Genomic DNA, 20,340 nt, shown 5'->3' with positions numbered 1-20,340 from the left:
GGTAAAATCCCTCTGGTTATGACTTACACCTATCAGGTTCGCACCTACGGCTGCCAAATGAACGTTCACGACAGTGAGCGCATTTCTGGCTTGCTGGAGGCAGCTGGATATCTCAAGGCCGAGACCGACGAACCGGATGTGGTGGTTTTCAACACCTGTGCGGTGAGGGAGAACGCGGACAACAAGCTCTACGGCAACCTAGGCACCATGCTTCCTAAGAAGCAAGCAAATCCCAGGCTGCAGATCGCTGTGGGTGGCTGCATGGCCCAAAAGGATCAGGATTCAATCTTGGATCGGGCTCCATGGGTTGATGTGGTCTTCGGAACCCATAACATGGGCTCCTTGCCGGTTCTTCTGGAGCGTGCCCGCCACAACAAGAGTGCAGAGGTAGAGATCCTCGAATCACTCGAGGTTTTCCCCTCGACACTTCCCGCTAAGCGGGAATCTGCCTACTCAGGTTGGGTTTCCATTTCTGTGGGCTGCAATAACACCTGCACTTTTTGCATCGTGCCATCGCTTCGCGGTAAGGAAAAGGATCGCCGGCCGGGGGAGGTGCTCGCGGAGGTTCAAGCCCTAGTTGACGACGGCGCGATTGAGGTAACTCTTCTGGGGCAAAACGTCAACACCTATGGTGTCGAGTTTGGTGACAAGGGCGCCTTTGCCAAGCTTTTGCGGGCGTGCGGTCAGATTGATGGGCTGGAGCGGGTTCGTTTCACTTCTCCCCACCCTGCCGCTTTCACGGATGACGTTATCGCTGCCATGGCAGAGACTCACAACGTGATGCCCCAGCTTCACATGCCACTGCAGTCAGGGTCTGACCGAATTCTGCAGCAGATGCGGCGAAGCTATCGAAGTGAGAAATACCTAGGAATTCTTGACCGAGTCAGGGCGGCAATTCCCGATGCAGCTATCACTACAGACATAATCGTTGGATTTCCCGGGGAGACCGAAGAGGATTTCCAGGAGACACTTCGCGTTGCCGCTGAATCTAGGTTTGCCGCCGCTTACACATTCCAGTATTCCAAGCGGCCGGGGACACCAGCCGCTGAGCTTCCCGAACAACTTCCAAAGGAAGTTGTTCAAGAACGATATGAGCGGCTATTGGCTCTGGTCAACGACATTGCCTGGAAAGAAAATCAGAAACAAATCGGAAAAACCGTCGAGGTTTTGGTTGCCACCGGAGAGGGCAGAAAAGACGCCCAGACCCAAAGGCTTTCAGGAAGAGCGAGAGACAACCGATTGGTCCACTTTGAGATTCCTGAAGGGGAGGCTCGGCCCCGTCCCGGAGATGTCGTTTCGGTGAAAATTACTCAGGCCGCCCCGTACCACCTGGTTGCCGATTTGGGTCCTGAGAGTAATTACAGTCTGCGCCGGACCCGCGGAGGCGATGCTCACGACCGTAGGGAACTGGAGAGTTGCGGGGTGCCCACACCTGGTTCTGGGAAGGTCTCCCTGGGTATTCAAATCAGGCCGAAGAGTGCTCTCTAAAGTCCTCGCCATTGTTGGCCCCACTGCCTCTGGTAAGTCTCAGCTCGCCCTTGACTTAGCGTCCGAACTGGGAAAAATTGGTGGCCCGGTTGAGATCATAAACGGCGATGCAATGCAGCTTTACAAAGGAATGGACATCGGCACCGCGAAGCTCCCTGAGGTTGCCCGACAGCAGTTTCCCCATCACCTGTTTGACGTCCTTTCGCCCAGTGATGAGATGTCAGCCCTGCAGTATCAGGAAATAGCCAGAAGTAAAGTCTTGGAAATTCAAGCGCGGGGAAACATTGCGGTGTTTGTGGGCGGAAGCATGTTTTACATTTCTGCGGCTTTGGACGGATTAGATTTCTCGCCTACCGATCCCGACTTACGGGCGCGCTTGGAGGCAGAGTGTGAACTGGTCGGTGCGCTAGCCATGCACACTCGCCTTGGGATGCTGGATCCGGTTACCGCTGCGAAAATACCCAGCCAAAACAAAAGGCGAGTGATCAGGGCTCTAGAGGTCATCGAAATCACTGGTAACCCCTACCCCTCAACTCTTCCGGAGCAGGCATTTTGGGTTCCCACCATTGAAATAGGAATCTCTGTAGAGCGAGACGTCCTCAAGCAACGCATCGGAAAGCGAGTGCATCAGATGTGGGAGGAAGGGTTAGTGGATGAAGTTAGTGGCCTGTTGGCCACGACGCCGCTCTCCCGGACTGCAAAGCGTGCGATTGGTTATGACCAGGCTATTCGGCAGCTCATGGGCGAGCTTTCCCAAGATCAGGCCATTGAGGGGACTATTGCTCTAACTAATCGCTACGCACGCAGGCAAATGTCGTGGTTCCGCAGGGATAGGCGAATCCACTGGTTGGATGATGGCCCGGGATTGGTGGATCGAGCCCTCCAGGTTATTAGGCTTTCGGTATGAACATCGAATTCACCAAAGGACACGGCACTGGCAACGACTTTGTGATGATCAATGACTTCGATGGGGTCATGGACTTGAGCGAAGAGGCTATCGCCCAGATTTGCGACAGGCACTTTGGTATTGGGGCCGATGGTCTGATTTTTGTAACACGCACTGAAAACAGCGAGGTGGCACACCTGCTGAACGATGAGCCTGCCGCGGAATGGTTCATGGATTACCGCAATGCCGATGGCTCTAAGGCAGAGATGTGCGGGAACGGAATTCGAGTCTTCGCGAGATACTTGATCACACGGGGTTTGTCGGAAATCGTTGACGGCAGCACACTCCCAATTGCTACCCGGGCTGGAATCAAGGATGTTACGGCTACGGCGACTGGTTTCGCGGTCGACCTAGGTAGGTGGAAGGTAGACGGAGGGGAATTTTTAGTCAGGACTTCCGGACTCTCGGTAGCCAGGCCCGGCCTCGGGCTCAACCTGGGAAATCCACACGTGGTCGTCGCGCTAGCGGACATGGCGGAACTTGAAGGGCTTCAACTACATTTGGCGCCGACTCTTGAGCCCGCACCTAGAAGCGGAGCGAATGTGGAGTTCGTCGTGCTAGATGACCCATTGATTACTCAGGGCGTGGCAAGCATTTCAATGCGAGTGCACGAGCGAGGTGTTGGAGAAACGTTGAGCTGCGGCACCGGAATCGCGGCTGCCGCTTTGGCAATTAGGCATTGGGCTGACAACGGTCAAAATTTCTGGAGGGTAAAGGTTCCCGGGGGTGAGGTTGGGGTGAGGATGTTCCCAACCCAAGACGGCGAGCATGTGGCCATTTCTGGACCGGCAGAGCTGACCTTTACGGGCACTTTTAGTCTTTAGTGACCTCAAGAATTCGATAACCCTTGTCGGTTGAGAATCGGGTCGCGGTGAAGTTAGGGAACTCTTCCTGAATCCACTTCAAAAGGGAATCCGAGCCGAGTTGTTTTTGGACTACCAACATGGCTCGGCCACCAATTTCGAGACGGGGCAGCCAAGTGGTCAGCAGTTCGTGGAGTGCAGCCTTGCCGATTCGAATCGGTGGGTTTGACCAAATGGCTGAAAACTCAACGTCTTCAGGAATGTCGACAGCGATGCTAGGGGTGACGTTCTCAAGGCCCAAACGCTTGGCATTAGAGCGAACCAAATCTAGGCTCCGCTGATTTATGTCTAGCGCCCAAACCTTTGTCTGTGGTTTTATTGCCGCAATGCTGAGTGCGATTGGACCCCAGCCACATCCCAGGTCCAGCACGTTGCCCTCGTCGGGAAACTCCTCGCTGTAGCTCAGTAGGACTGAAGTGCCTGGGTCGAGCCTGGTTGCGCTGAAAGTTCCAGAAGAGGCTTGGACGGTGAATTGGCGCTCCGCAACTGTGAAGGAAACCTCCCGAGTTTGAGAGGGGCCTTTTGGTTCGGCGCTGAAATAGTGCTCCTGGGACATGGAGCAAACCTATAACAGGCATAGGGTTTAACGAACATGGAAAAAGAATCGACGCTAGACCGCATTCTCAGGAGGGGAGCCGCTGCTCCGCGCAATGAATTCGACGGGGATCAGCTTGATCTTGAGGCTAGGGAGTCGTTACGAAGGGTTGCTGGTCTTTCGACCGAGCTTCAAGACATCTCCGATGTCGAATACCGACAACTTCGCTTGGAGAAAGTTGTCCTAATTGGAACCTGGGGGAGCGGAACCCTGACGGACGCTGAAAATTCTCTGAGGGAGCTGGCTGCTCTCGCCGAGACGGCTGGGGCTGATGTTTTAGACGGTTTGCTTCAGCGACGCTCCATGCCGGATCCAGCAACTTACCTTGGCAAAGGCAAGGCTAAAGAACTTCACGATTTAGTCAAATCCCTTGGCGCTGACACGGTAATCGCCAATGCCGAATTGGCGCCGTCCCAGCGCCGTGCTCTCGAAGATGTGGTCAAGGTGAAAGTGGTGGACCGCACCGCAATTATTTTGGACATCTTTGCTCAGCATGCGAAAAGCCGCGAAGGAAAAGCGCAGGTTGAACTGGCTCAGCTCGAATACTTACTTCCTCGACTGCGAGGATGGGGTGAATCTATGTCGCGCCAGGCTGGAGGTCAGGCGGCCGGTGGAATGGGAATCGGCTCAAGGGGCCCGGGTGAAACCAAGATTGAATTAGATCGCCGCCGCATCAACACCAAAATGGCGAAACTTCGTAGGGACATTGCCGCCATGAAGAGTGCTAGGGACACCAAGCGGTCACAACGTCAGAAGTCCAATGTTCCGCAGGTGGCAATAGCCGGATATACCAACGCGGGTAAATCCTCAATTTTGAATCGCCTCACCAAAGCTGGAGTCTTGGTCGAAAACGCCCTGTTTGCGACCCTGGATCCCACGGTTCGACAGCACGAGACGCCAGATGGCAGGCAGTACACAATTGCCGACACCGTAGGGTTTGTCCGGCAGCTGCCGCATCAGCTGGTTGAGGCTTTTCGCTCAACGCTCGAAGAAATTTCACACGCCAATTTGATCGTCCATGTAGTTGATGCCACCGATCCAGACGTCCTGGGTCAAATTAGAACTGTCCACGAGGTCGTGGCGGAAGTGGAGGCTTCTGCTATTCCCGAGTTGATTGTCTTCAATAAGGCCGACCTTGTCTCGGAGGAAGACCAGATTAGGCTCAGGGGCCTGGTTCCTGGCTCACTCTTGGTCTCGGCCAGAACAGGTCTGGGAATTGCCGAGCTAGAAACTGCAATAGCGGCAAGTTTGCCAAAGCCAGACATCGAGTTCGTAGGAGTCGTCCCCTACAGCCGAGGTGACTTGGTTTCAAGGGCTCACCTAGCGGGGCGCGTGGTATCGACAGACTACGTGGAGGCTGGCACGAAACTGCACGCCTTTGTGAAGCCAGACCTAGCAGCGGAGCTGGAAGAGGCTAAACAGTCCTGAGGACGGCAACTACCTTGCCGAGAATCACGGCATGGTCTCCGAGGATTGGTTCGAATGCTGAATTTCTTGGAAGCAGCCAGGTGTGTCCATCGCGCTGCTTGAATGTCTTTACTGTGGCCTCATCCTCTAGCAGCGCCGCAACAATGTCTCCGTTTTCCGCAGACTGCTGCTGACGAACGACGACCCAGTCTCCGTCGCAAATAGCTGCGTCGATCATGGACTCTCCTACGACTTTGAGCAGGAAAAGATCGCCCTGCCCGACCAGCTGCCGGGGGAGAGCGAACACATCTTCAACGTTTTGTTCCGCCGTGATTGGTCCTCCAGCGGCAATTCGACCCACTAGAGGCACCATTGCCGCGTCTGCCCTAATGATTTCACCTGAGGGGCTTTCAGAGCCCAAGAGGTCAATGGTTCTAGGCCGCCGAGGGTCGCGGCTGATGAAACCGAGAAGTTCAAGTTTGTTGAGTTGGTGCGAAACGCTGGCGGTAGAGCTAAGGCCCACCGACTCGCCAATCTCGCGCATCGAGGGGGCGTAGTTCCGTCTATTCATCGAATCCCGGATGACCTCGAGAATTCGCTGCTGAACGTCCGTTAGTTCGCTGTTTTCCATGCGCCCTCCAAAAATGTCAGTGGCCCCTGTTTCACTACTTCTGTCGAAACTGTATTCGTATAACTACGAATAACCAAACACATTTTCGAGATATTCAAAAGAAAATCTTGAAATTGCCGGAAAAGTTTCTATACTTAGAACAAATGTTCGAAACAAAAAATCGAACAGGAAAGTGATGGAGATCATGTCAGTAGTTACCTCTTACCGCTTGACCAACCCTCGCAGGCTCTTTCGCGGAATCGCAATCCTGGCGCTTGCAGTTAGCTTCTCCTTTGCATCAATTTCCGGTTCGGTTGCAGGAAACGAAACTCCAGGGGAGCTCGTTTATGTAACAGTGCAACCTGGAGACTCGCTATGGTCGCTGGCTGAACAGCACGCAGGCTCGCAGGATCCACGAGATTGGATCGCTGATGTTGTTTTGATGAACGCCTTAGTTTCAAGCGAACTAGAACCGGGCCAGCAGATCGCTCTTCCCTAGTTCACATCGGTAGGCTTTGCTGGTGAGCAGCCTAGAAGACCTACCCCTTCGCCCCGATCTAGTGGGGCAGAAACCCTACGGGGCACCACAGTTGGCCGTGCCAGTTCAGCTGAATGTAAACGAAAACACCTTCGGGATCCCAGAATCTGTTGCACTTGACATTGTCAAGGAACTAGCCGCCGAGGTTATGAGTCTAAATCGCTACCCAGATCGTGAGTTCGTTGAGCTTCGTTCACTTTTCGCCAAGTATCTCGGCTTCAATCTGAGCTCTGAAAACCTTTGGGCTGCTAACGGGTCTAATGAAGTGCTAACTCAGGTTTTTCAGGCGTTTGGGGGACCTCAGACTTTGGCGCTGAGTTTCGGGCCCACTTACTCGATGTACCCAAACATCGCCAGGCTGACACTTACGCCATATCGCGAGTTGCCACGTGAAGCGGAATTTGAGCTTTCGCCGGGTTACGTCGCGAACGCGATTTCGGAGGCAAAACCTGGGCTTGTGATTTTGTGCAACCCCAATAACCCAACTGGTACCCCTATCTCCCTTGAGGTAATTAGGGCTGCATACGATTCGTTCGAGGGAATTTTGGTGGTGGACGAAGCTTACGCGGAGTTCAACGACGGCGAGAGTGCCATATCGCTGCTTCCCGGACGTCCGAGATTACTTGTAAGCAGAACCATGAGCAAAGCGTTTGCATTTGCTGGAGCGCGCGTGGGGTATCTCGCTGCCGACGGAGCGGTGGTTGACGCTTTGAGGCTAGTCAGACTTCCTTACCACCTCTCCGCCCTGACGCAGGCGGCCGCTCGAGCTGCCCTAGGACATGCGGATCGAATGTTGGAAAACGTCGAGCGCATCAAGGTCCAACGCGACCGAATCATCGAGCGCACGAGGGACCTTGGTCTGCAGCCATACAGGTCGAGTGCGAATTTTGTTTTAGTGGCTGGATTCAATGACCCTGAAGCAGTTTTTGATGGTTTGCTCTCTGCCGGGGTAATCGTCAGGAATGTGGGAATTCCAGGAACCTTGCGCATTACTGCAGGAACAGAGGCTGAGACGACAAAACTTCTCCGTGAGCTCGAGCCGCTACTGGGCTAAACTGGTCCAAATCCCAACGAAGAGGCGTTCATGAATCGCATTGCCAAGCTTTCTCGTCAAACAAGCGAGTCATCAATTGAGCTCGAGCTCAATCTGGACGGCAGCGGAGTGTCACACATAGACACGGGAGTTCCTTTTTTCGACCACATGCTCACCGCCCTCTCAAAGCACTCACTGATTGACCTAAGGGTCGCTGCCAGGGGGGATATAGAGATTGATGCTCACCACACAGTTGAGGACACCGCCATTGTTTTCGGTCAGGCCCTGAAGCAAGCCCTCGGTGATAAGGCGGGTATTGGGCGTTACGGGGATGCAACAGTTCCGCTTGATGAGGCCTTAGCCAGGGCGGTGGTGGATGTTTCTGGAAGGCCATTCTTAGTGCATTCGGGCGAGCCCGCTGGTTTCGAATTCCACCTAATCGGCGGTCACTTCACAGGCTCGCTGGTTCGCCACGTTTTTGAGGCAATCGCCTTCAACGCTGGGCTGACTATGCATGTCAATGTCCTAGCTGGCCGCGATCCTCACCACATTGCGGAAGCACAATTCAAGGCACTTGCCAGGGCACTTCGCGCTGCGGTGGCGATCGATCCGCGAGTCAGTGGTGTCCCAAGCACTAAGGGAAGTCTGTGACCAAAACGGTCGCGGTTCTGGATTACGGAAGCGGTAACGTCCACTCTGTTTGCCGCGCCCTAGAGCAAGCGGGAGCTGCGGTTGAGTTGACCTCCGATAGAAAGCGGCTGTTAGAGGCTGATGGGATGCTTCTTCCCGGTGTTGGGGCCTTTGGAGCCGTGATGCGGGAGCTCAATAAGTTTCAAGCCGGATCTTTAGTTGATCAGAGGCTCACTGCGGGAAGACCGGTTCTGGGAATCTGCGTCGGAATGCAGGTGATGTTCGAGCACGGGGTCGAGCACGGTGTTGAAACTGAGGGACTTGGGCAGTGGCCAGGGGTGGTCGAAATGCTTGAGGCCCCAATTCTTCCCCACATGGGTTGGTCCATCGTGGAGCCAGATGGAGACTCATCCTTGTTTAGTGATATCGAGGGGGAGCGGTTTTATTTTGTGCACTCCTATGCGGCCAAGCAGTGGCAATTGGACATTCGACCTCCTTTCATCCCTGCTTCATTGGCGTGGAGCGAGCACGGTGAGAGATTCTTGGCCGCCGTGGAGAATGGGCCATTGAGTGCGACCCAGTTTCACCCAGAGAAATCAGGCCCAGCCGGACTCAAACTTCTGTCAAATTGGATCGAAACCCTCTAGGAGAACTTGGTGAAACTTGAATTACTACCCGCAGTTGACGTGGCTGGAGGAAAGGCCGTCAGGCTGACCCAGGGCGTCGCTGGCAGTGAAGAGGATTTTGGTCACCCGCTTGATGCGGCAATGGACTGGATTCAAGCAGGTGCCGAGTGGATTCACCTGGTGGACCTTGATGCTGCTTTTGGAAGAGGGGAGAACCGGGCAGTCATTGCGGAGGTCGTCGCAGCTGCAGGGGCAACGAAAATAGAACTTTCCGGGGGCATTCGAGACGATGCGTCTTTAGAGGCGGCTATCGCTTTGGGAGCGACACGTGTGAACCTCGGCACCGCAGCGCTGGAGAATCCAGACTGGACCGAGCGTGTAATAGCAAAATACTCAGACCAAATTGCTGTTGGGTTGGACGTGAGGGGCAACACTTTGGCTGCCAGGGGCTGGACCAAGGAGGGCGGGGACCTGTGGGAAGTCCTGGAGCGACTTGAGGCCGCGGGATGCGCTCGTTATGTGGTCACCGATGTGACTAAGGATGGCACCCTGAAGGGGCCGAATTTAGATCTTCTCAAAGAGGTAATGGATCGGACCGATAAGCCGGTGGTGGCCTCGGGGGGTATCTCCTCACTACAGGACATTCGCGACCTAAAGGCGTTGGCGCCTCTGGGTCTAGAGGGCGCAATTCTGGGCAAATCGCTTTACGCGGGCCGTTTCACACTCATTGAGGCCCTGGAGATTGCTAACTCCTGATGCATGATCGCTTTCACGACTCTGCGGGCGTGCCCTGGGAAGGGCGGCAGTTCCAATCCAATGAGTGGTCAGGTGATGACGGAAGGGCCCCGGAGCAGATTTCCGGCCTTCTCGGACAAGCACCAATTGATAAAGAGTCGCTGATCCGGGCCCTGTCTGGACAAAGGCTATTGATTCCGCTCATTGCAGAACTTGGTGAGGGCGAGGTGGGTCCGCACGGTCAGCGGGTTGATAAAAGTGCAGACCTGGCAATAGTCGCTGTTAGCACCCCGGATGGAAAAACTGCGATTCCTGCCTTTAGCTCAGTGGCAGAAATGTCCAGGTGGAATCAAAAGGCTCGTCCCGTGCCCGTTTCGGCTGAAAAAGTTGCCTTGGCCGCAGCTTCAGAGGGTCATGAGCGCGTTGTGCTGGACCCAGCCGGCGCAGCGTTCGTAATCCGAAGACCGGCTCTTGCTGCTTTGGCTCAGGGTCTTGACTGGGTGGCTCCTCACAACAGCGCCGAGGTGGCTGATTTGGTGAGTCAGGCGGTCTCCGGCATTGACTTCATTGCGTCAGTGGAGCTTTTGGACGGTGATCCCAGCTCTGATCTGGCAAGAGAGGAATTGCTGGTGCGGCTTGGGATCATGCCCGGGCTGAGCGCAAATCAGCTTCAGGGTGTAGTTCAAGAGTTCAACAGCAAGGTTCAGACCCGGCGCTTTATTGAACTTGTTGACTCGGTTGCATTGCAGCTTGCCGCGGTCTAAGAGCTAATTGACCGGCCCGGTGTATTTTTCGCCGGGCCCCTTGCCTGGTTCGTCCGGGTAGGAACTGGCCTCACGGAATGCCAATTGGAGTGAGCGCAATCCGTCCCTGAGTGGGCGAGCGTGGTGATCGCCAATTTCTGGCGCCGCGGCAGTTACCAAGCCAGCTAATGCGGTAATCAGTTTGCGTGCTTCATCCAGATCTGCCGGTTGGTCCTCTGCTAGGCCGCATTGCACGGCCGCCGCGCTCATTAGGTGGACCGCTGCGGTGTTGATGATTTCAACGGCAGGGACTTCTGCGATATCGCGGGTGTATTCCTCGGACAAAATTCCTCTTTCAAAACCTACTTGGCTCTGCTAGGCTACCTGAGGCTCTGAGCAACTGCTCAGTGAAAGTGGATTACATTCCCACCTGTCTACCGCCTCTAAAAGGTATCCGGGTTTGAGCGTTTGAGACTTTTGCGCGCATTGCGCGAGCTAAACGGTACCTAAGGAGCTAGTTATCAGCGATCCGCGCATCAACGAGCGTATTCGTGTTTCCGAAGTTCGACTCATTGGACCATCCGGAGAACAGGTTGGCGTTGTTTCAATCGACCAGGCTTTGAGAATGGCCCGCGAGGCAGACCTTGATTTAGTTGAGGTTGCCCCGGGGTCAGTCCCTCCAGTTTGCAAGGTTATGGACTACGGCAAATTCAAGTACGAGGCGGCGCAAAAGGTTCGCGAAGCTAGAAAGAACCAGGTCAACACCGTTTTGAAGACGGTTCGCTTCGGTCTGAAGATCGACGATCACGACTTCGGAACCAAGGTTGGACAGGTTCGAAAATTCCTCGGAGCCGGCGACAAGGTCAAGGTCATGGTTGTTTTCCGTGGTCGCGAGCAGTCACGTCCAGAGATGGGCGTGAAGTTGCTTCAGCGACTTGCAGAAGGCGTCACTGAATTTGGTTCTGTGGAGTCGAATCCTTCGATCGATGGCCGCAACATGGTCATGGTGATAGGTCCGCTTAGGAACAAGGCAGAGGCAAGGGCCGAAGCTAAAAAGGCCCAGGCTAAAGCCGAACAGGCTAAGGCAACTGAAGAGAAATAAGGAGAGATCATGCCGAAGATGAAGACCCACTCGGGCGCCAAAAAGCGTTTCCGCTTTACTGGCAGCGGCAAGCTGATGAAGCAGCAGATCAACATGCGCCACAACCTGGAGCACAAGTCATCCAGGCGCACCCGTCGCCTGAACCAGGACCAGGTAGTGTCCGCCGCAGATTTCAAGAAGCTAAAGACCCAGCTCGGCCGCTAGCCGACGCTCGAACAATAAGGAGTAAGAAATGGCAAGAGTAAAAAACGCCGTCAACTCGCTGAAGAAGCGTCGCGTAGCGCTGGAGCGTGCACACGGTTACCGCGGTCAGCGTTCACGCTTGTACCGCATGGCCAAGCAGCAGCTGCTGCACTCGCTGGTCTATGCATACAACGACCGTCGCAAGAACAAGGGTAACTTCCGTCGCCTTTGGATTCAGCGCATCAACGCGGCAGCTCGCTTGAACGGCATGACCTACAACCGCTTCATCCAGGGGCTTGCCCTGGCCGGCATCGAGGTCGACCGCCGCATCCTCTCCGACATGGCAATCCACGACGCAAAGGCTTTTGCCTCGCTGGTTGCTTCGGCAAAGGCTGCGCTGCCTCAGGACGTGAACGCCAAAAAGGCAAGCTAATGCTTGACGACCCCAAATCCGCGAGGGTAAAGGGTGTCGCTGCACTTCAACAAAAAGACGCCCGGTTTGAAACCGGGCTCTTTTTGCTTGAGGGTCCGCAGGGTCTAAAGGAACTCGCACGTGACCCGAGTTTGGCGCGAGAGGTGTTTGCCACCGAGGCTGCATTGGAGCGCTACGACGCTGAGTTTGTAAAACTGGGATCTGCGGAAGTTCCTGTGGTGGTGACATCCCAGCGGGCCATGGAGAAACTGTCCGACACCAAAACACCTCAGGGCGTTGTTGCCGTTGTCGGTCAGCTCGACGTTGAGCTCTCAGATTTGATCGATTCATCCCCACGCCTTATCGCCATCTTGGACCGGGTCCAAGACCCAGGAAATGCCGGGACGGTGCTTCGGGCCGCCGATGCGGCTGGGGCCGACGGGGTAATTTTTAGTCGCGACTGCGTCGATCTCTACAACCCAAAGGTTGTGAGAGCGACAGCGGGCAGCATCCTGCACGTTCCGTGTGTTATTGAGGCGGAGTCCAGAGCGGTTGTCCTATCTCTACAGGCCTCCGGTGTTCAGGTTTTTGCCGCCAGCGCCGGGGGGAAAAGCATCTTGTCGTCTGAGCTGGATTTGACCCGGCCTACGGCGTGGATATTTGGAAACGAAGCCCAAGGGGTATCGCAGGAGCTGCTAGAGCTGGTGGATGAGGTAGTGGCACTGCCTATTTACGGAGAGGCGGAGTCCTTGAATCTTGCGACTGCGGCATCAGTCTGCCTGTATGCCTCCGCCTTCAAACTTCAAGCCAATCACTAAACTTGTGCGGGTGTCCGAACTACTCAACGCCCAGATCGTCAGCGAAGCTTTAGCCAGCTCCCTAGCGAGCTTGCAGACAGCTGCAGATTTCTCGGCTCTCAAGGCGATTAAGGCCGAGGTAATTGGAGAGGGATCTCCTCTTTCCAGGCTCAACGCTCAGATTAAGAACCTTCCAAATGACCAAAAGGCCGAAGCCGGAAAGCTAGTGGGTGCTGCCCGCGCTGAGCTAATGGCAGCCTTTGAGGAAAAAGAGGCAGAGTTTGAGGCAATTGCCCAGGCGCAGGCCTTGGCCAACGAGCGAGTAGACCTAACTGCAACTTCGAGGGTAGCTCCTGTTGGAGCCAGGCACCCGCTTTCACTCCTGATGGATTCAATTAGCGATGTATTCGTCGGCATGGGTTGGGAAATCGCAGATGGCCCAGAGCTGGAAAACGAGTGGTTCAATTTTGATGCTTTGAATTTCCACCCGGATCACCCCGCAAGGGCCATGCAGGATACGTTCTTTGTCGCTCCCGTTGAAAATCACCTGCTGCTCAGAACTCACACTTCACCGGTGCAGGTCCGCTCTCTTCTTGAGCGTGAATTGCCAGTTTATGTTTTGTGCCCGGGTCGAGTATTTAGGACTGACGAACTAGACGCGACCCACACTCCGGTTTTTCATCAGGTCGAAGGCCTTGCCGTTGACAAGGGTTTGACCATGGCGGATCTAAAGGGCACCTTGGAGCATTTTGCTCGGGTGATGTTTGGCCCCGAGGCAAAGATTCGCCTTCGCCCGAGCTTCTTTCCCTTCACTGAACCGTCTGCGGAGCTGGATGTCTGGCACCCCGGGGCAAAGGGTGGTGCCCGCTGGGTTGAGTGGGGCGGCTGCGGCATGGTGAATCCGAATGTGCTCAAGGCAGCTGGAATTGACCCCGAGGTCTATTCGGGCTTTGCATTTGGCATGGGAATTGAGCGCACCCTGATGTTCCGCAACGGGGTAAGGGACATGCACGACATGGTTGAGGCGGACATTCGCTTTTCTCAGCAGTTTGGAACGGTGATCTAATGAGAGTTCCTCTGAGCTGGCTTGTTGAATACGTTGAATTAGAGCCAAATGCCACGCCGCATGACGTAATGGCGGAGTTGGTGAAGGTTGGCCTTGAAGAAGAAGGCGCCCACGGCGGGGATATCCGAGGGCCCATCGTCGTCGGCAAAGTTATTGAATTCGTCGAGGAGCCCCAGGCTAATGGCAAGACCATTCGCTGGTGCCAGGTTGAGGTTGCACCGGGTGTCGTAAACGGAATTGTTTGCGGAGCTAGAAACTTTTTTGAGGGTGACAAAGTTGTTGTCACGCTCCCGGGCTCGGCACTTCCGGGTGGATTTGAAATTGCAGCACGCAAAACCTACGGTCACGTATCAGATGGCATGATTGCGTCATCCAGAGAGCTGGGCCTCTCTGATGAGCACGAGGGCATTCTTCGGCTGCAGACTCTTGGGCTTGACCCAGAGGTGGGCACAGATGCTCTAGAGCTTTTGGGCTTGAACGAATCGGCTGCCGAGGTTAATGTCACTCCAGATCGTGGTTACTGCCTATCAATACGAGGTATTGCCAGGGAGTACGCTCACGCCTCAGGCGTGAAGTTCACCGATCCGATTTCAAGGGTGAACCCCAAGCAGGCTGCGGGATTTGAGGTTGTCGTCACCGACACTGCACCAATCCACGGAGTTCAGGGTTGCTCGAGATTCACCACCTTAGAAGTGCGGGGAATTGACGCAACGGCAAAGGTTCCAGGCTGGATGGCAAACCGGCTAAAGCTTGCTGGCATGAGGTCAATCTCAATTGCCGTCGACATCACAAACTACGTGATGCTGGAGCTAGGGCAGCCGTTGCATGCCTACGATGCTGACAAGCTGGTCGGCGGGATAACGGTTCGCAGAGCTCAGATGGGCGAGCGGCTTGTCACCCTCGACGAAAAAGATCGCGAGCTTCACCCGCAAGATCTTTTGATTTGCGACCAGGCGGGACCAATAGGTTTGGCCGGAGTCATGGGCGGGGCCCGAACCGAAGTGTCTGAGACCACCAAAAACGTGTTGATAGAGGCCGCGGTTTTCGACCCCATTTCGATTGCCCGATCTGCTCGTCGACACAAACTTCCCTCCGAGGCTTCCAAGCGATTTGAACGTGGTGTGGACCGTGAAGTTGGCCCCTATGCGGCGGCCAGAGTTGCCCAGCTGCTGATCGAATTAGCTGGGGGAGAGCTGTCGGGTGTTGGATCCAGCTACAGCCTCAATGAGCCGCCGGTGGAAATTGAACTCCCATTTACCTTCGCCTCCGAGCTCGTGGGGGTCGATTACCCAAACCAGCAGATTTTGGACGTGCTGCACCAGATTGGTTGCGAACTTAGGGTTCATGACGATGCGGTTGCGGTTACTCCACCTTCGTGGAGACCTGACCTCAGGCACAAGACCGACCTGGTCGAAGAAGTCGCTCGCCTGGTTGGATACGACCGGATCCCCGTGCGCATTCCCGTGGCCCCTCCGGGTAGAGGCCTAACCCCAAGGCAGCAATTGCGCCGCAGGGTCTTGAACGGACTGTCGGGCGCGGGTTTTGTGGAGGTATTGAACTATCCGTTCTGCTCCTCCGAGCAGAACGGGGCTTTCTCCTCAGTTGAGGCGGTTGCTCTCGAAAACCCGATTCAGTCAGACTTTCCTCAGCTGAGATTGAGTCTTTTACCAGGCCTTCTCTCCGCCGCGGCCAGAAACCTTTCCCGGGGCGCGAGTTCTGTTGCGCTAATTGAAGAGGGCTCCGTTTTCCTTCCGGCACCTGCTGAACCAGTTTTGGAACTCCCTGTCGGCAACGCCCGCCCATCGGAAGAAGTTCTAGCAGCTTTGAAAGCCGCTATCCCGGTTCAGCCCCGACACATAGCTGGGCTGATGTTCGGGGACTGGATCCCCCAAGGTCCAGGCCAGCAGCCAGTCCAAGCCGGCTTCCCGCAGGCTCTTATGGCTGTCGAACAGGTAGTTCGTGCTGCCGGACTCGGTCACGAGATTCATCAGGAGCCGGTCCAGGGTCTTCACCCGGGCAGAAGTGCCAGGATCATGGTTTTGGGTACAGAAATCGGCCTAGTTGGTGAAGTGGATCCAGCAATTGCACAGGAATACCACCTCCCGCGGCGAATCGGGGTGTTCGAGTTGAATCTTGATGCGCTCCACCAGCTTGCCCCCAGCGTGCTGCAGGCCAGTGAGCTCAGGGTTATGCCGGCCGCAACCCAAGACATTTCTCTGGTGGTAAGCCAGGATGTGGTTGCCGGCGATTTGGCTGCAGCGATATCTGAGGGTGCAGGTGAGTTACTGGAGTCGATTCAAGTGGTGGATCTTTACGTAGGTCCTGGACTTCCTCAGGGCACCAAGTCGGTCACCTTCAGCCTGGTATTCAGAGCGATCGACAAAACCCTCACTCAGGCTGAGGCCAGCGCTAGCAGGGATGCTGGTGTAGCCGTCGCCGCTCAAAAATACGGCGCGAGTCTGAGGTCGTAAATGTCATACAGAGTTGCAGTTGCAGGTGCTAGCGGTTACGTGGGTGGGGAGCTGCTGCGATTGATTTTGCAGCACCCCGAGTTAGAACTGGGGGCAGTGACCGCTAATACCAACGCCGGCCAGAGCCTTGGCTCGCTTCACCCTCACCTGCCCGCGATTGCTGATCGATTGCTGGTTGAAACTAACGAGGCAAATCTTGCCGGCCACGATGTAGTTTTCTTGGCCCTGCCGCACGCGACCAGCGCCGAGGTGGCTAAAACCCTTTCGGATTCCACCCTAGTTTTGGACTGTGGTGCGGATTTCAGGCTTGAGGACCCCTCAGCATGGGAGAAGTTTTACGGAACCCCGCACGCCGGCACCTGGACCTATGGCATGCCAGAGCTCACCCTCGCCGAAGGCGGGAAGCAGCGGGGGAGGCTTCGCGATCAGAAGAGAGTGGCAGTTCCGGGCTGCAATGTCACGGCTCTTACCCTCGCTCTTGCTCCTGGGCTCACTGCTGGGCTATTTGATCCGACCGACATCGTGTCGGTGATGTCGGTTGGCACCTCGGGTGCGGGTAGGGCTCTCAAGAGCGATTTATTGGCGAGTGAGGTGCTGGGTTCGGCTCGCGCCTACGGTGTTGGAGGCGTTCATCGCCACACCCCTGAGATGGAGCAGAACCTAACCAAGGCTGCTGGAGTGAGAGCTAGTGTTTCCTTTACCCCGGTGCTTGTTCCAATATCCAGGGGAATTCTGGCGGTCAACACTGTTCGGGTTGCGGATAAATTCGATTTTGAGACTCTAAAACTGGTTTATCAGGATGCATACTCGGATGAGCCATTTATCCAGCTGCTCTCAGACCAGCTCCCCACCACAGCAGCCGTCTTAGGGTCCAATAATGTTCAAATCTCTTTGGCTTTCGATCAGCACACTGGGCGGGTAGTTGTGGTGTCGGCAATCGACAACCTGGTTAAGGGCACCGCCGGCGCTGCAATTCAAAGTATGAACCTGGCGCTGGGGCTGGCAGAAACCTCGGGCTTGATGTTCGGGGCGGTGGCGCCGTGAGTGTGACCTTCGCCAGGGGCTTTGAGGCCGCTGGGGTAGCCTGCGGACTCAAGAACTCCGGCAACAAGGATTTCGCCCTGGTGGTAAACCGCGGACCAATCCAGTTGGGAGCGGCGGTGTTCACGACGAACCGGTGCCAAGCCAACCCAATTCTCTGGTCAAAAGAAGTGATCAGGGACTCCCGGGTTGCAGCCATAGCCTTGAACTCCGGCGGGGCCAACTGTTACACCGGCCCCCAAGGTTTCCAAACCACCCATGCAACCGCCGAGACTGTGGCCGAGCAGCTGGGGATATCCAGCTCTGATGTTCTGATCTGCTCCACCGGTCTGATTGGAGAGCAGCTGGATCGCAGCAAACTGCTCAACGGCGTGACTGCGGCGATTTCTGAGTTGAGTTCAACTGGTGGCGAGGATGCCAGCTTGGCGATCATGACTACGGACTCGGTTCCCAAGCGAGCTGCCCGAGAGAGCGTATCCGGCTGGAGGGTAGGCGGAATGGCTAAGGGGGCTGGGATGCTAGCCCCGGGCCTTGCAACCATGCTCGTGGTCATCACCACCGATGCCGAACTGACTGCCCAGGAGTTGGATCAAGCCCTCAGGGCTGCCACCCGAGTTAGTTTTGATCGCTTAGATTCCGATGGCTGCATGTCAACCAATGACCAGGTCACTCTGATGGCCTCTGGGGCCTCACTATTGAAGGCCGAGTATGCGGAATTTGAAATGCTGCTGACAGAGGTTTGCAAAGAGTTGGCACTCAAACTACTGGACGATGCCGAGGGGTCTTCCCACAATATTCACATTCAAGTACTTGGTGCTCAGAGCGAGCCAGATGCCGTCGAAGTCGGCAGAGCGATCGCTCGAAACAACCTGTTCAAGGCTGCCATCTACGGCAATGATCCGAACTGGGGGCGCATTCTTGCTGCCATCGGAACCACAGCTGCGGTATTTGACCCCTACAACATTGACGTGAGTATCAACGGCGTTTTGGTTTCGAGCCATGGTCAGCCCGCGGCCGATCGATCCGAGATTGATTTAGCGGGGCGTCGGGTAGACATTCAGGTGAACCTGAACTCGGGGACAGAAGAGGCGACAATTGTGACCAACGACCTTACCCACGAATACGTAGAAGAGAACAGCGCTTACTCAAGTTGATGATTCCGCAGCAGAGCGACCAGGCACTGGCTCGCATCAAGGCAGAGACCCTGATCGAGTCACTGGATTGGCTGCGCGAATTTCACGGTCGAATTGTGGTGGTGAAGTTCGGTGGAAATGCCATGGTCGATGAGGCGCTTCAGCAGGCTTTTGCCCAAGACATGGCCTATCTGCGCTACGTCGGTATCAGGCCTGTAGTCGTGCACGGCGGAGGTCCGCAAATCACTGCGCGTCTGGCGGAGTTGGGAATCCCGAGTGAGTTTAGGCACGGCTTTCGCTACACGGATTCTCAAACCATTGAGGTTGTCAGAGATGTGCTCAGAAACCAGGTGAGCGCGGATCTAGCAAGGCTCATCGAGGAGGCCGGCGCGCAAACCAGTGTTCTTTCTGGCGAGGATGACAATCTTTTCCGCGCCGAGGTGGTGAAAGCCCAAACCCCTGACGGCGAGGTTGATTTAGGGCTGGTCGGAGAGGTCCGAACAGTGAATCCTCGGAGTGTCCTGCAAGCTTTGGATGCCGGTCAGATTCCCGTGATTTCGACCGTGGCACCAACTGTGCTGGGTGAGCTGCTCAACGTGAACGCAGACCTAGCCGCAGCTTCCTTGGCGGTTGCGCTCGGGGCTGAGAAGCTCATGGTTCTTACCGATGTCGCCGGACTTTATGCAGATTGGCCTAACTTAGATTCTTTGATCTCAGAGATTGGATCAACCGAATTGCGCAACCTGCTACCAAGGTTGCAGTCAGGGATGATTCCCAAGATGCAAGCTTGCCTGGCGGCGGTCGATGGGGGAGTCCCAAAGGCGCACATCATTGATGGGCGCCAGCCGCACAGTATTTTGCTAGAGATTTTCACCAAGTCCGGTGTCGGTACCCAGGTAGTTAGGTAGGAGTTAGCATGACCAGGCATTTTCTGAAGGATGACGACCTGACGCCGACCGAGCAGGATGAGGTGCTTCGCCTAGCCCTGGAGCTCAAGAAAGATCGCTTTGCCCACAAGCCTTTTGCTGGCCCGCAAACGGTGGCGGTGATTTTCGACAAGACGTCTACTCGAACCAGGGTTTCGTTTGCCGCTGGCATCGCAGATCTCGGGGGAGTCCCGCTGATAATCGATTATGGGGTTTCTCAGCTGGGTAAAAAGGAATCGATTGCTGACACGGCGAGGGTTTTGGATCGACAGGTTGCCCAAATCGTTTGGCGGACCTACGAGCAGTCCGGCCTTGAGGAGATGGCAAGCTTTTCCAAAGTTCCGGTGATCAATTCTCTGAGCGATCAGTGGCACCCGTGCCAGCTACTGGCTGACCTGATGACTATTCGAGAAGAATTTGGTCAAACCAAGGGTTTGAAGCTCGCCTACATCGGAGACGCTGCAAACAACATGGGGAATAGCTATTTGGTGGCATGCGCGCTTGCGGGAATGAGCGTTTCAATCGGAGCCCCACTTGGCTACCAGCCCGATTTGCAGGTTCTGGAACGAGCCAGGGCAATCGCGTCGGAATTCGGACAAAGCGTAGCCGTGTTTGAGGATCCGGCGCTCGCGGTAGCGGATGCGGATGTGGTGGCCACCGACACCTGGGTCTCGATGGGTATGGAGTCTGAGAAGCAGCAGCGCCTGGAAACCTTCTCTGCCTACACAGTGAATCAGCAGCTAATGGAGAAGGCTAAGAAGTCGGCGATTTTCTTGCATTGCCTGCCCGCCTATCGTGGTTACGAGGTCAGTGCGGATGTAATCGATGGCCCTCAGTCGCGAATTTGGGACGAAGCCGAGAATCGACTCCACGCGCAAAAGGCGCTGATGCTGTGGCTTTCAAAACAGAAGTGAATATCAATCCCAGGCTTTGACGACTGAGGCTTCGGTGGCCGAACAACGCTTTAGGTACACTTTGCAATGTTTGAAGGAGAG

At 55.4% G+C, this 20,340-nt stretch carries 23 protein-coding genes; 20 read left to right on the top strand and 3 right to left on the bottom strand.

What is annotated here, in order from left to right; translation table 11 throughout:
* The first annotated feature begins 18 nt into the window (after window positions 1-18).
* From miaB to dapF, 3 genes are read left to right on the top strand one after another with little or no spacing between them, the layout of a single operon-like run.
* Window positions 19-1,488, top strand: coding sequence for a tRNA (N6-isopentenyl adenosine(37)-C2)-methylthiotransferase MiaB (gene miaB, locus HRU87_RS04530; protein ID WP_173493743.1), 1,470 nt, complete (start codon window positions 19-21; stop codon window positions 1,486-1,488).
* The gene (gene miaA / locus HRU87_RS04525) at window positions 1,478-2,395 is read left to right on the top strand and encodes a tRNA (adenosine(37)-N6)-dimethylallyltransferase MiaA (protein WP_246247204.1); all 918 of its coding nucleotides are present in this window, start codon (window positions 1,478-1,480) and stop codon (window positions 2,393-2,395) included. The genes miaB and miaA overlap by 11 nt, the downstream gene beginning before the upstream one ends.
* The gene (gene dapF / locus HRU87_RS04520; protein ID WP_173493741.1) at window positions 2,392-3,258 is read left to right on the top strand and encodes a diaminopimelate epimerase; all 867 of its coding nucleotides are present in this window, start codon (window positions 2,392-2,394) and stop codon (window positions 3,256-3,258) included. Before miaA ends, dapF begins: the two co-directional genes overlap by 4 nt.
* On the opposite strand, the gene HRU87_RS04515 is transcribed toward dapF, so the two are convergent.
* Window positions 3,248-3,853 (bottom strand): class I SAM-dependent methyltransferase, encoded by a 606-nt coding sequence (locus HRU87_RS04515; RefSeq protein ID WP_173493740.1) that lies wholly within the window; start codon window positions 3,851-3,853, stop codon window positions 3,248-3,250. The genes dapF and HRU87_RS04515 overlap by 11 nt on opposite strands.
* 36 nt (window positions 3,854-3,889) lie before the next feature.
* On the opposite strand from HRU87_RS04515, the gene hflX reads away from it, so the two are divergent.
* Window positions 3,890-5,320, top strand: a complete 1,431-nt coding sequence (hflX, locus tag HRU87_RS04510; protein ID WP_173493739.1) for a GTPase HflX — start codon at window positions 3,890-3,892, stop codon at window positions 5,318-5,320.
* Here hflX and lexA read toward each other — a convergent pair.
* Window positions 5,307-5,930, bottom strand: a complete 624-nt coding sequence (gene lexA, locus HRU87_RS04505) for a transcriptional repressor LexA (protein WP_173493738.1) — start codon at window positions 5,928-5,930, stop codon at window positions 5,307-5,309. The genes hflX and lexA overlap by 14 nt on opposite strands.
* Window positions 5,931-6,105: 175 nt before the next feature.
* Here lexA and HRU87_RS04500 point away from each other — a divergent pair, with 175 nt between their 5' ends.
* From HRU87_RS04500 to HRU87_RS04475, 6 genes are read left to right on the top strand one after another with little or no spacing between them, the layout of a single operon-like run.
* Window positions 6,106-6,408 (top strand): LysM peptidoglycan-binding domain-containing protein, encoded by a 303-nt coding sequence (locus tag HRU87_RS04500; protein ID WP_173493737.1) that lies wholly within the window; start codon window positions 6,106-6,108, stop codon window positions 6,406-6,408.
* Window positions 6,409-6,430: 22 nt separating this feature from the next.
* On the top strand, window positions 6,431-7,501 hold the full coding sequence (locus tag HRU87_RS04495) for a histidinol-phosphate transaminase (protein ID WP_173493736.1): 1,071 nt from the start codon (window positions 6,431-6,433) through the stop codon (window positions 7,499-7,501).
* A gap of 30 nt (window positions 7,502-7,531) precedes the next feature.
* A complete protein-coding gene (hisB, locus tag HRU87_RS04490; protein WP_173493735.1) occupies window positions 7,532-8,131 on the top strand; it encodes an imidazoleglycerol-phosphate dehydratase HisB in 600 nt (199 codons plus the stop codon).
* Window positions 8,128-8,757, top strand: coding sequence for an imidazole glycerol phosphate synthase subunit HisH (gene hisH, locus HRU87_RS04485; protein ID WP_173493734.1), 630 nt, complete (start codon window positions 8,128-8,130; stop codon window positions 8,755-8,757). Before hisB ends, hisH begins: the two co-directional genes overlap by 4 nt.
* Before the next feature lie 9 nt (window positions 8,758-8,766).
* Window positions 8,767-9,492: a bifunctional 1-(5-phosphoribosyl)-5-((5-phosphoribosylamino)methylideneamino)imidazole-4-carboxamide isomerase/phosphoribosylanthranilate isomerase PriA gene (gene priA / locus HRU87_RS04480; RefSeq protein WP_173493733.1), complete on the top strand. Its 726-nt coding sequence runs from the start codon at window positions 8,767-8,769 to the stop codon at window positions 9,490-9,492.
* Window positions 9,492-10,235 carry an SseB family protein gene (locus HRU87_RS04475; protein ID WP_173493732.1) on the top strand — a complete coding sequence of 248 codons (744 nt, stop codon included), beginning with the start codon at window positions 9,492-9,494 and terminating at the stop codon, window positions 10,233-10,235. The genes priA and HRU87_RS04475 overlap by 1 nt, the downstream gene beginning before the upstream one ends.
* 3 nt (window positions 10,236-10,238) lie before the next feature.
* Here the strand turns inward: HRU87_RS04475 and HRU87_RS04470 are convergent, their stop codons facing one another.
* A complete protein-coding gene (locus tag HRU87_RS04470) occupies window positions 10,239-10,559 on the bottom strand; it encodes a DUF1844 domain-containing protein (RefSeq protein WP_173493731.1) in 321 nt (106 codons plus the stop codon).
* Between the two features lie 175 nt (window positions 10,560-10,734).
* On the opposite strand from HRU87_RS04470, the gene infC reads away from it, so the two are divergent.
* From infC to argF, 10 genes are read left to right on the top strand one after another with little or no spacing between them, the layout of a single operon-like run.
* On the top strand, window positions 10,735-11,316 hold the full coding sequence (gene infC, locus HRU87_RS04465; RefSeq protein WP_173494259.1) for a translation initiation factor IF-3: 582 nt from the start codon (window positions 10,735-10,737) through the stop codon (window positions 11,314-11,316).
* Window positions 11,317-11,325: 9 nt separating this feature from the next.
* Entirely contained in the window at window positions 11,326-11,520 is a 195-nt protein-coding gene (gene rpmI, locus HRU87_RS04460) for a 50S ribosomal protein L35 (RefSeq protein ID WP_173493730.1), read from the top strand.
* Between the two features lie 28 nt (window positions 11,521-11,548).
* The gene (rplT, locus tag HRU87_RS04455; protein WP_173493729.1) at window positions 11,549-11,932 is read left to right on the top strand and encodes a 50S ribosomal protein L20; all 384 of its coding nucleotides are present in this window, start codon (window positions 11,549-11,551) and stop codon (window positions 11,930-11,932) included.
* Window positions 11,932-12,729, top strand: coding sequence for a TrmH family RNA methyltransferase (locus HRU87_RS04450; RefSeq protein WP_173493728.1), 798 nt, complete (start codon window positions 11,932-11,934; stop codon window positions 12,727-12,729). The genes rplT and HRU87_RS04450 overlap by 1 nt, the downstream gene beginning before the upstream one ends.
* Window positions 12,695-13,774 (top strand): phenylalanine--tRNA ligase subunit alpha, encoded by a 1,080-nt coding sequence (gene pheS, locus HRU87_RS04445; protein ID WP_173493727.1) that lies wholly within the window; start codon window positions 12,695-12,697, stop codon window positions 13,772-13,774. Before HRU87_RS04450 ends, pheS begins: the two co-directional genes overlap by 35 nt.
* Window positions 13,774-16,245 (top strand): phenylalanine--tRNA ligase subunit beta, encoded by a 2,472-nt coding sequence (gene pheT, locus HRU87_RS04440; RefSeq protein WP_173493726.1) that lies wholly within the window; start codon window positions 13,774-13,776, stop codon window positions 16,243-16,245. The genes pheS and pheT overlap by 1 nt, the downstream gene beginning before the upstream one ends.
* A complete protein-coding gene (gene argC / locus HRU87_RS04435) occupies window positions 16,246-17,289 on the top strand; it encodes an N-acetyl-gamma-glutamyl-phosphate reductase (protein ID WP_173493725.1) in 1,044 nt (347 codons plus the stop codon).
* A complete protein-coding gene (gene argJ / locus HRU87_RS04430) occupies window positions 17,286-18,440 on the top strand; it encodes a bifunctional glutamate N-acetyltransferase/amino-acid acetyltransferase ArgJ (RefSeq protein ID WP_173493724.1) in 1,155 nt (384 codons plus the stop codon). The genes argC and argJ overlap by 4 nt, the downstream gene beginning before the upstream one ends.
* A complete protein-coding gene (gene argB, locus HRU87_RS04425; protein ID WP_173493723.1) occupies window positions 18,440-19,327 on the top strand; it encodes an acetylglutamate kinase in 888 nt (295 codons plus the stop codon). The genes argJ and argB overlap by 1 nt, the downstream gene beginning before the upstream one ends.
* A gap of 8 nt (window positions 19,328-19,335) precedes the next feature.
* Window positions 19,336-20,259: an ornithine carbamoyltransferase gene (gene argF / locus HRU87_RS04420; protein WP_173493722.1), complete on the top strand. Its 924-nt coding sequence runs from the start codon at window positions 19,336-19,338 to the stop codon at window positions 20,257-20,259.
* The last annotated feature ends 81 nt before the right edge of the window (window positions 20,260-20,340 follow it).

This window comes from Aquiluna borgnonia (genome assembly GCF_013283855.1).
In the GTDB taxonomy this organism is placed as follows: Bacteria; Actinomycetota; Actinomycetes; order Actinomycetales; family Microbacteriaceae; genus Aquiluna; species Aquiluna borgnonia.
Note: the sequence above shows the minus strand (reverse complement) of the source record. Positions and strands in the feature narration are given on the sequence as shown.

Coding starts and splice junctions, on each gene's coding strand:
- dapF (WP_173493741.1), top strand. CDS start 2,392: ATGAACATCGAATTCACCAAAGGACACGGCACTGGCAACGACTTTGTG.
- argF (WP_173493722.1), top strand. CDS start 19,336: ATGACCAGGCATTTTCTGAAGGATGACGACCTGACGCCGACCGAGCAG.
- miaB (WP_173493743.1), top strand. CDS start 19: ATGACTTACACCTATCAGGTTCGCACCTACGGCTGCCAAATGAACGTT.
- hisB (WP_173493735.1), top strand. CDS start 7,532: ATGAATCGCATTGCCAAGCTTTCTCGTCAAACAAGCGAGTCATCAATT.
- pheS (WP_173493727.1), top strand. CDS start 12,695: ATGCCTCCGCCTTCAAACTTCAAGCCAATCACTAAACTTGTGCGGGTG.
- HRU87_RS04475 (WP_173493732.1), top strand. CDS start 9,492: ATGCATGATCGCTTTCACGACTCTGCGGGCGTGCCCTGGGAAGGGCGG.
- argB (WP_173493723.1), top strand. CDS start 18,440: ATGATTCCGCAGCAGAGCGACCAGGCACTGGCTCGCATCAAGGCAGAG.
- HRU87_RS04450 (WP_173493728.1), top strand. CDS start 11,932: ATGCTTGACGACCCCAAATCCGCGAGGGTAAAGGGTGTCGCTGCACTT.
- rpmI (WP_173493730.1), top strand. CDS start 11,326: ATGCCGAAGATGAAGACCCACTCGGGCGCCAAAAAGCGTTTCCGCTTT.
- pheT (WP_173493726.1), top strand. CDS start 13,774: ATGAGAGTTCCTCTGAGCTGGCTTGTTGAATACGTTGAATTAGAGCCA.
- hflX (WP_173493739.1), top strand. CDS start 3,890: ATGGAAAAAGAATCGACGCTAGACCGCATTCTCAGGAGGGGAGCCGCT.
- lexA (WP_173493738.1), bottom strand. CDS start 5,930: ATGGAAAACAGCGAACTAACGGACGTTCAGCAGCGAATTCTCGAGGTC.
- HRU87_RS04515 (WP_173493740.1), bottom strand. CDS start 3,853: ATGTCCCAGGAGCACTATTTCAGCGCCGAACCAAAAGGCCCCTCTCAA.
- rplT (WP_173493729.1), top strand. CDS start 11,549: ATGGCAAGAGTAAAAAACGCCGTCAACTCGCTGAAGAAGCGTCGCGTA.
- argC (WP_173493725.1), top strand. CDS start 16,246: ATGTCATACAGAGTTGCAGTTGCAGGTGCTAGCGGTTACGTGGGTGGG.
- HRU87_RS04500 (WP_173493737.1), top strand. CDS start 6,106: ATGGAGATCATGTCAGTAGTTACCTCTTACCGCTTGACCAACCCTCGC.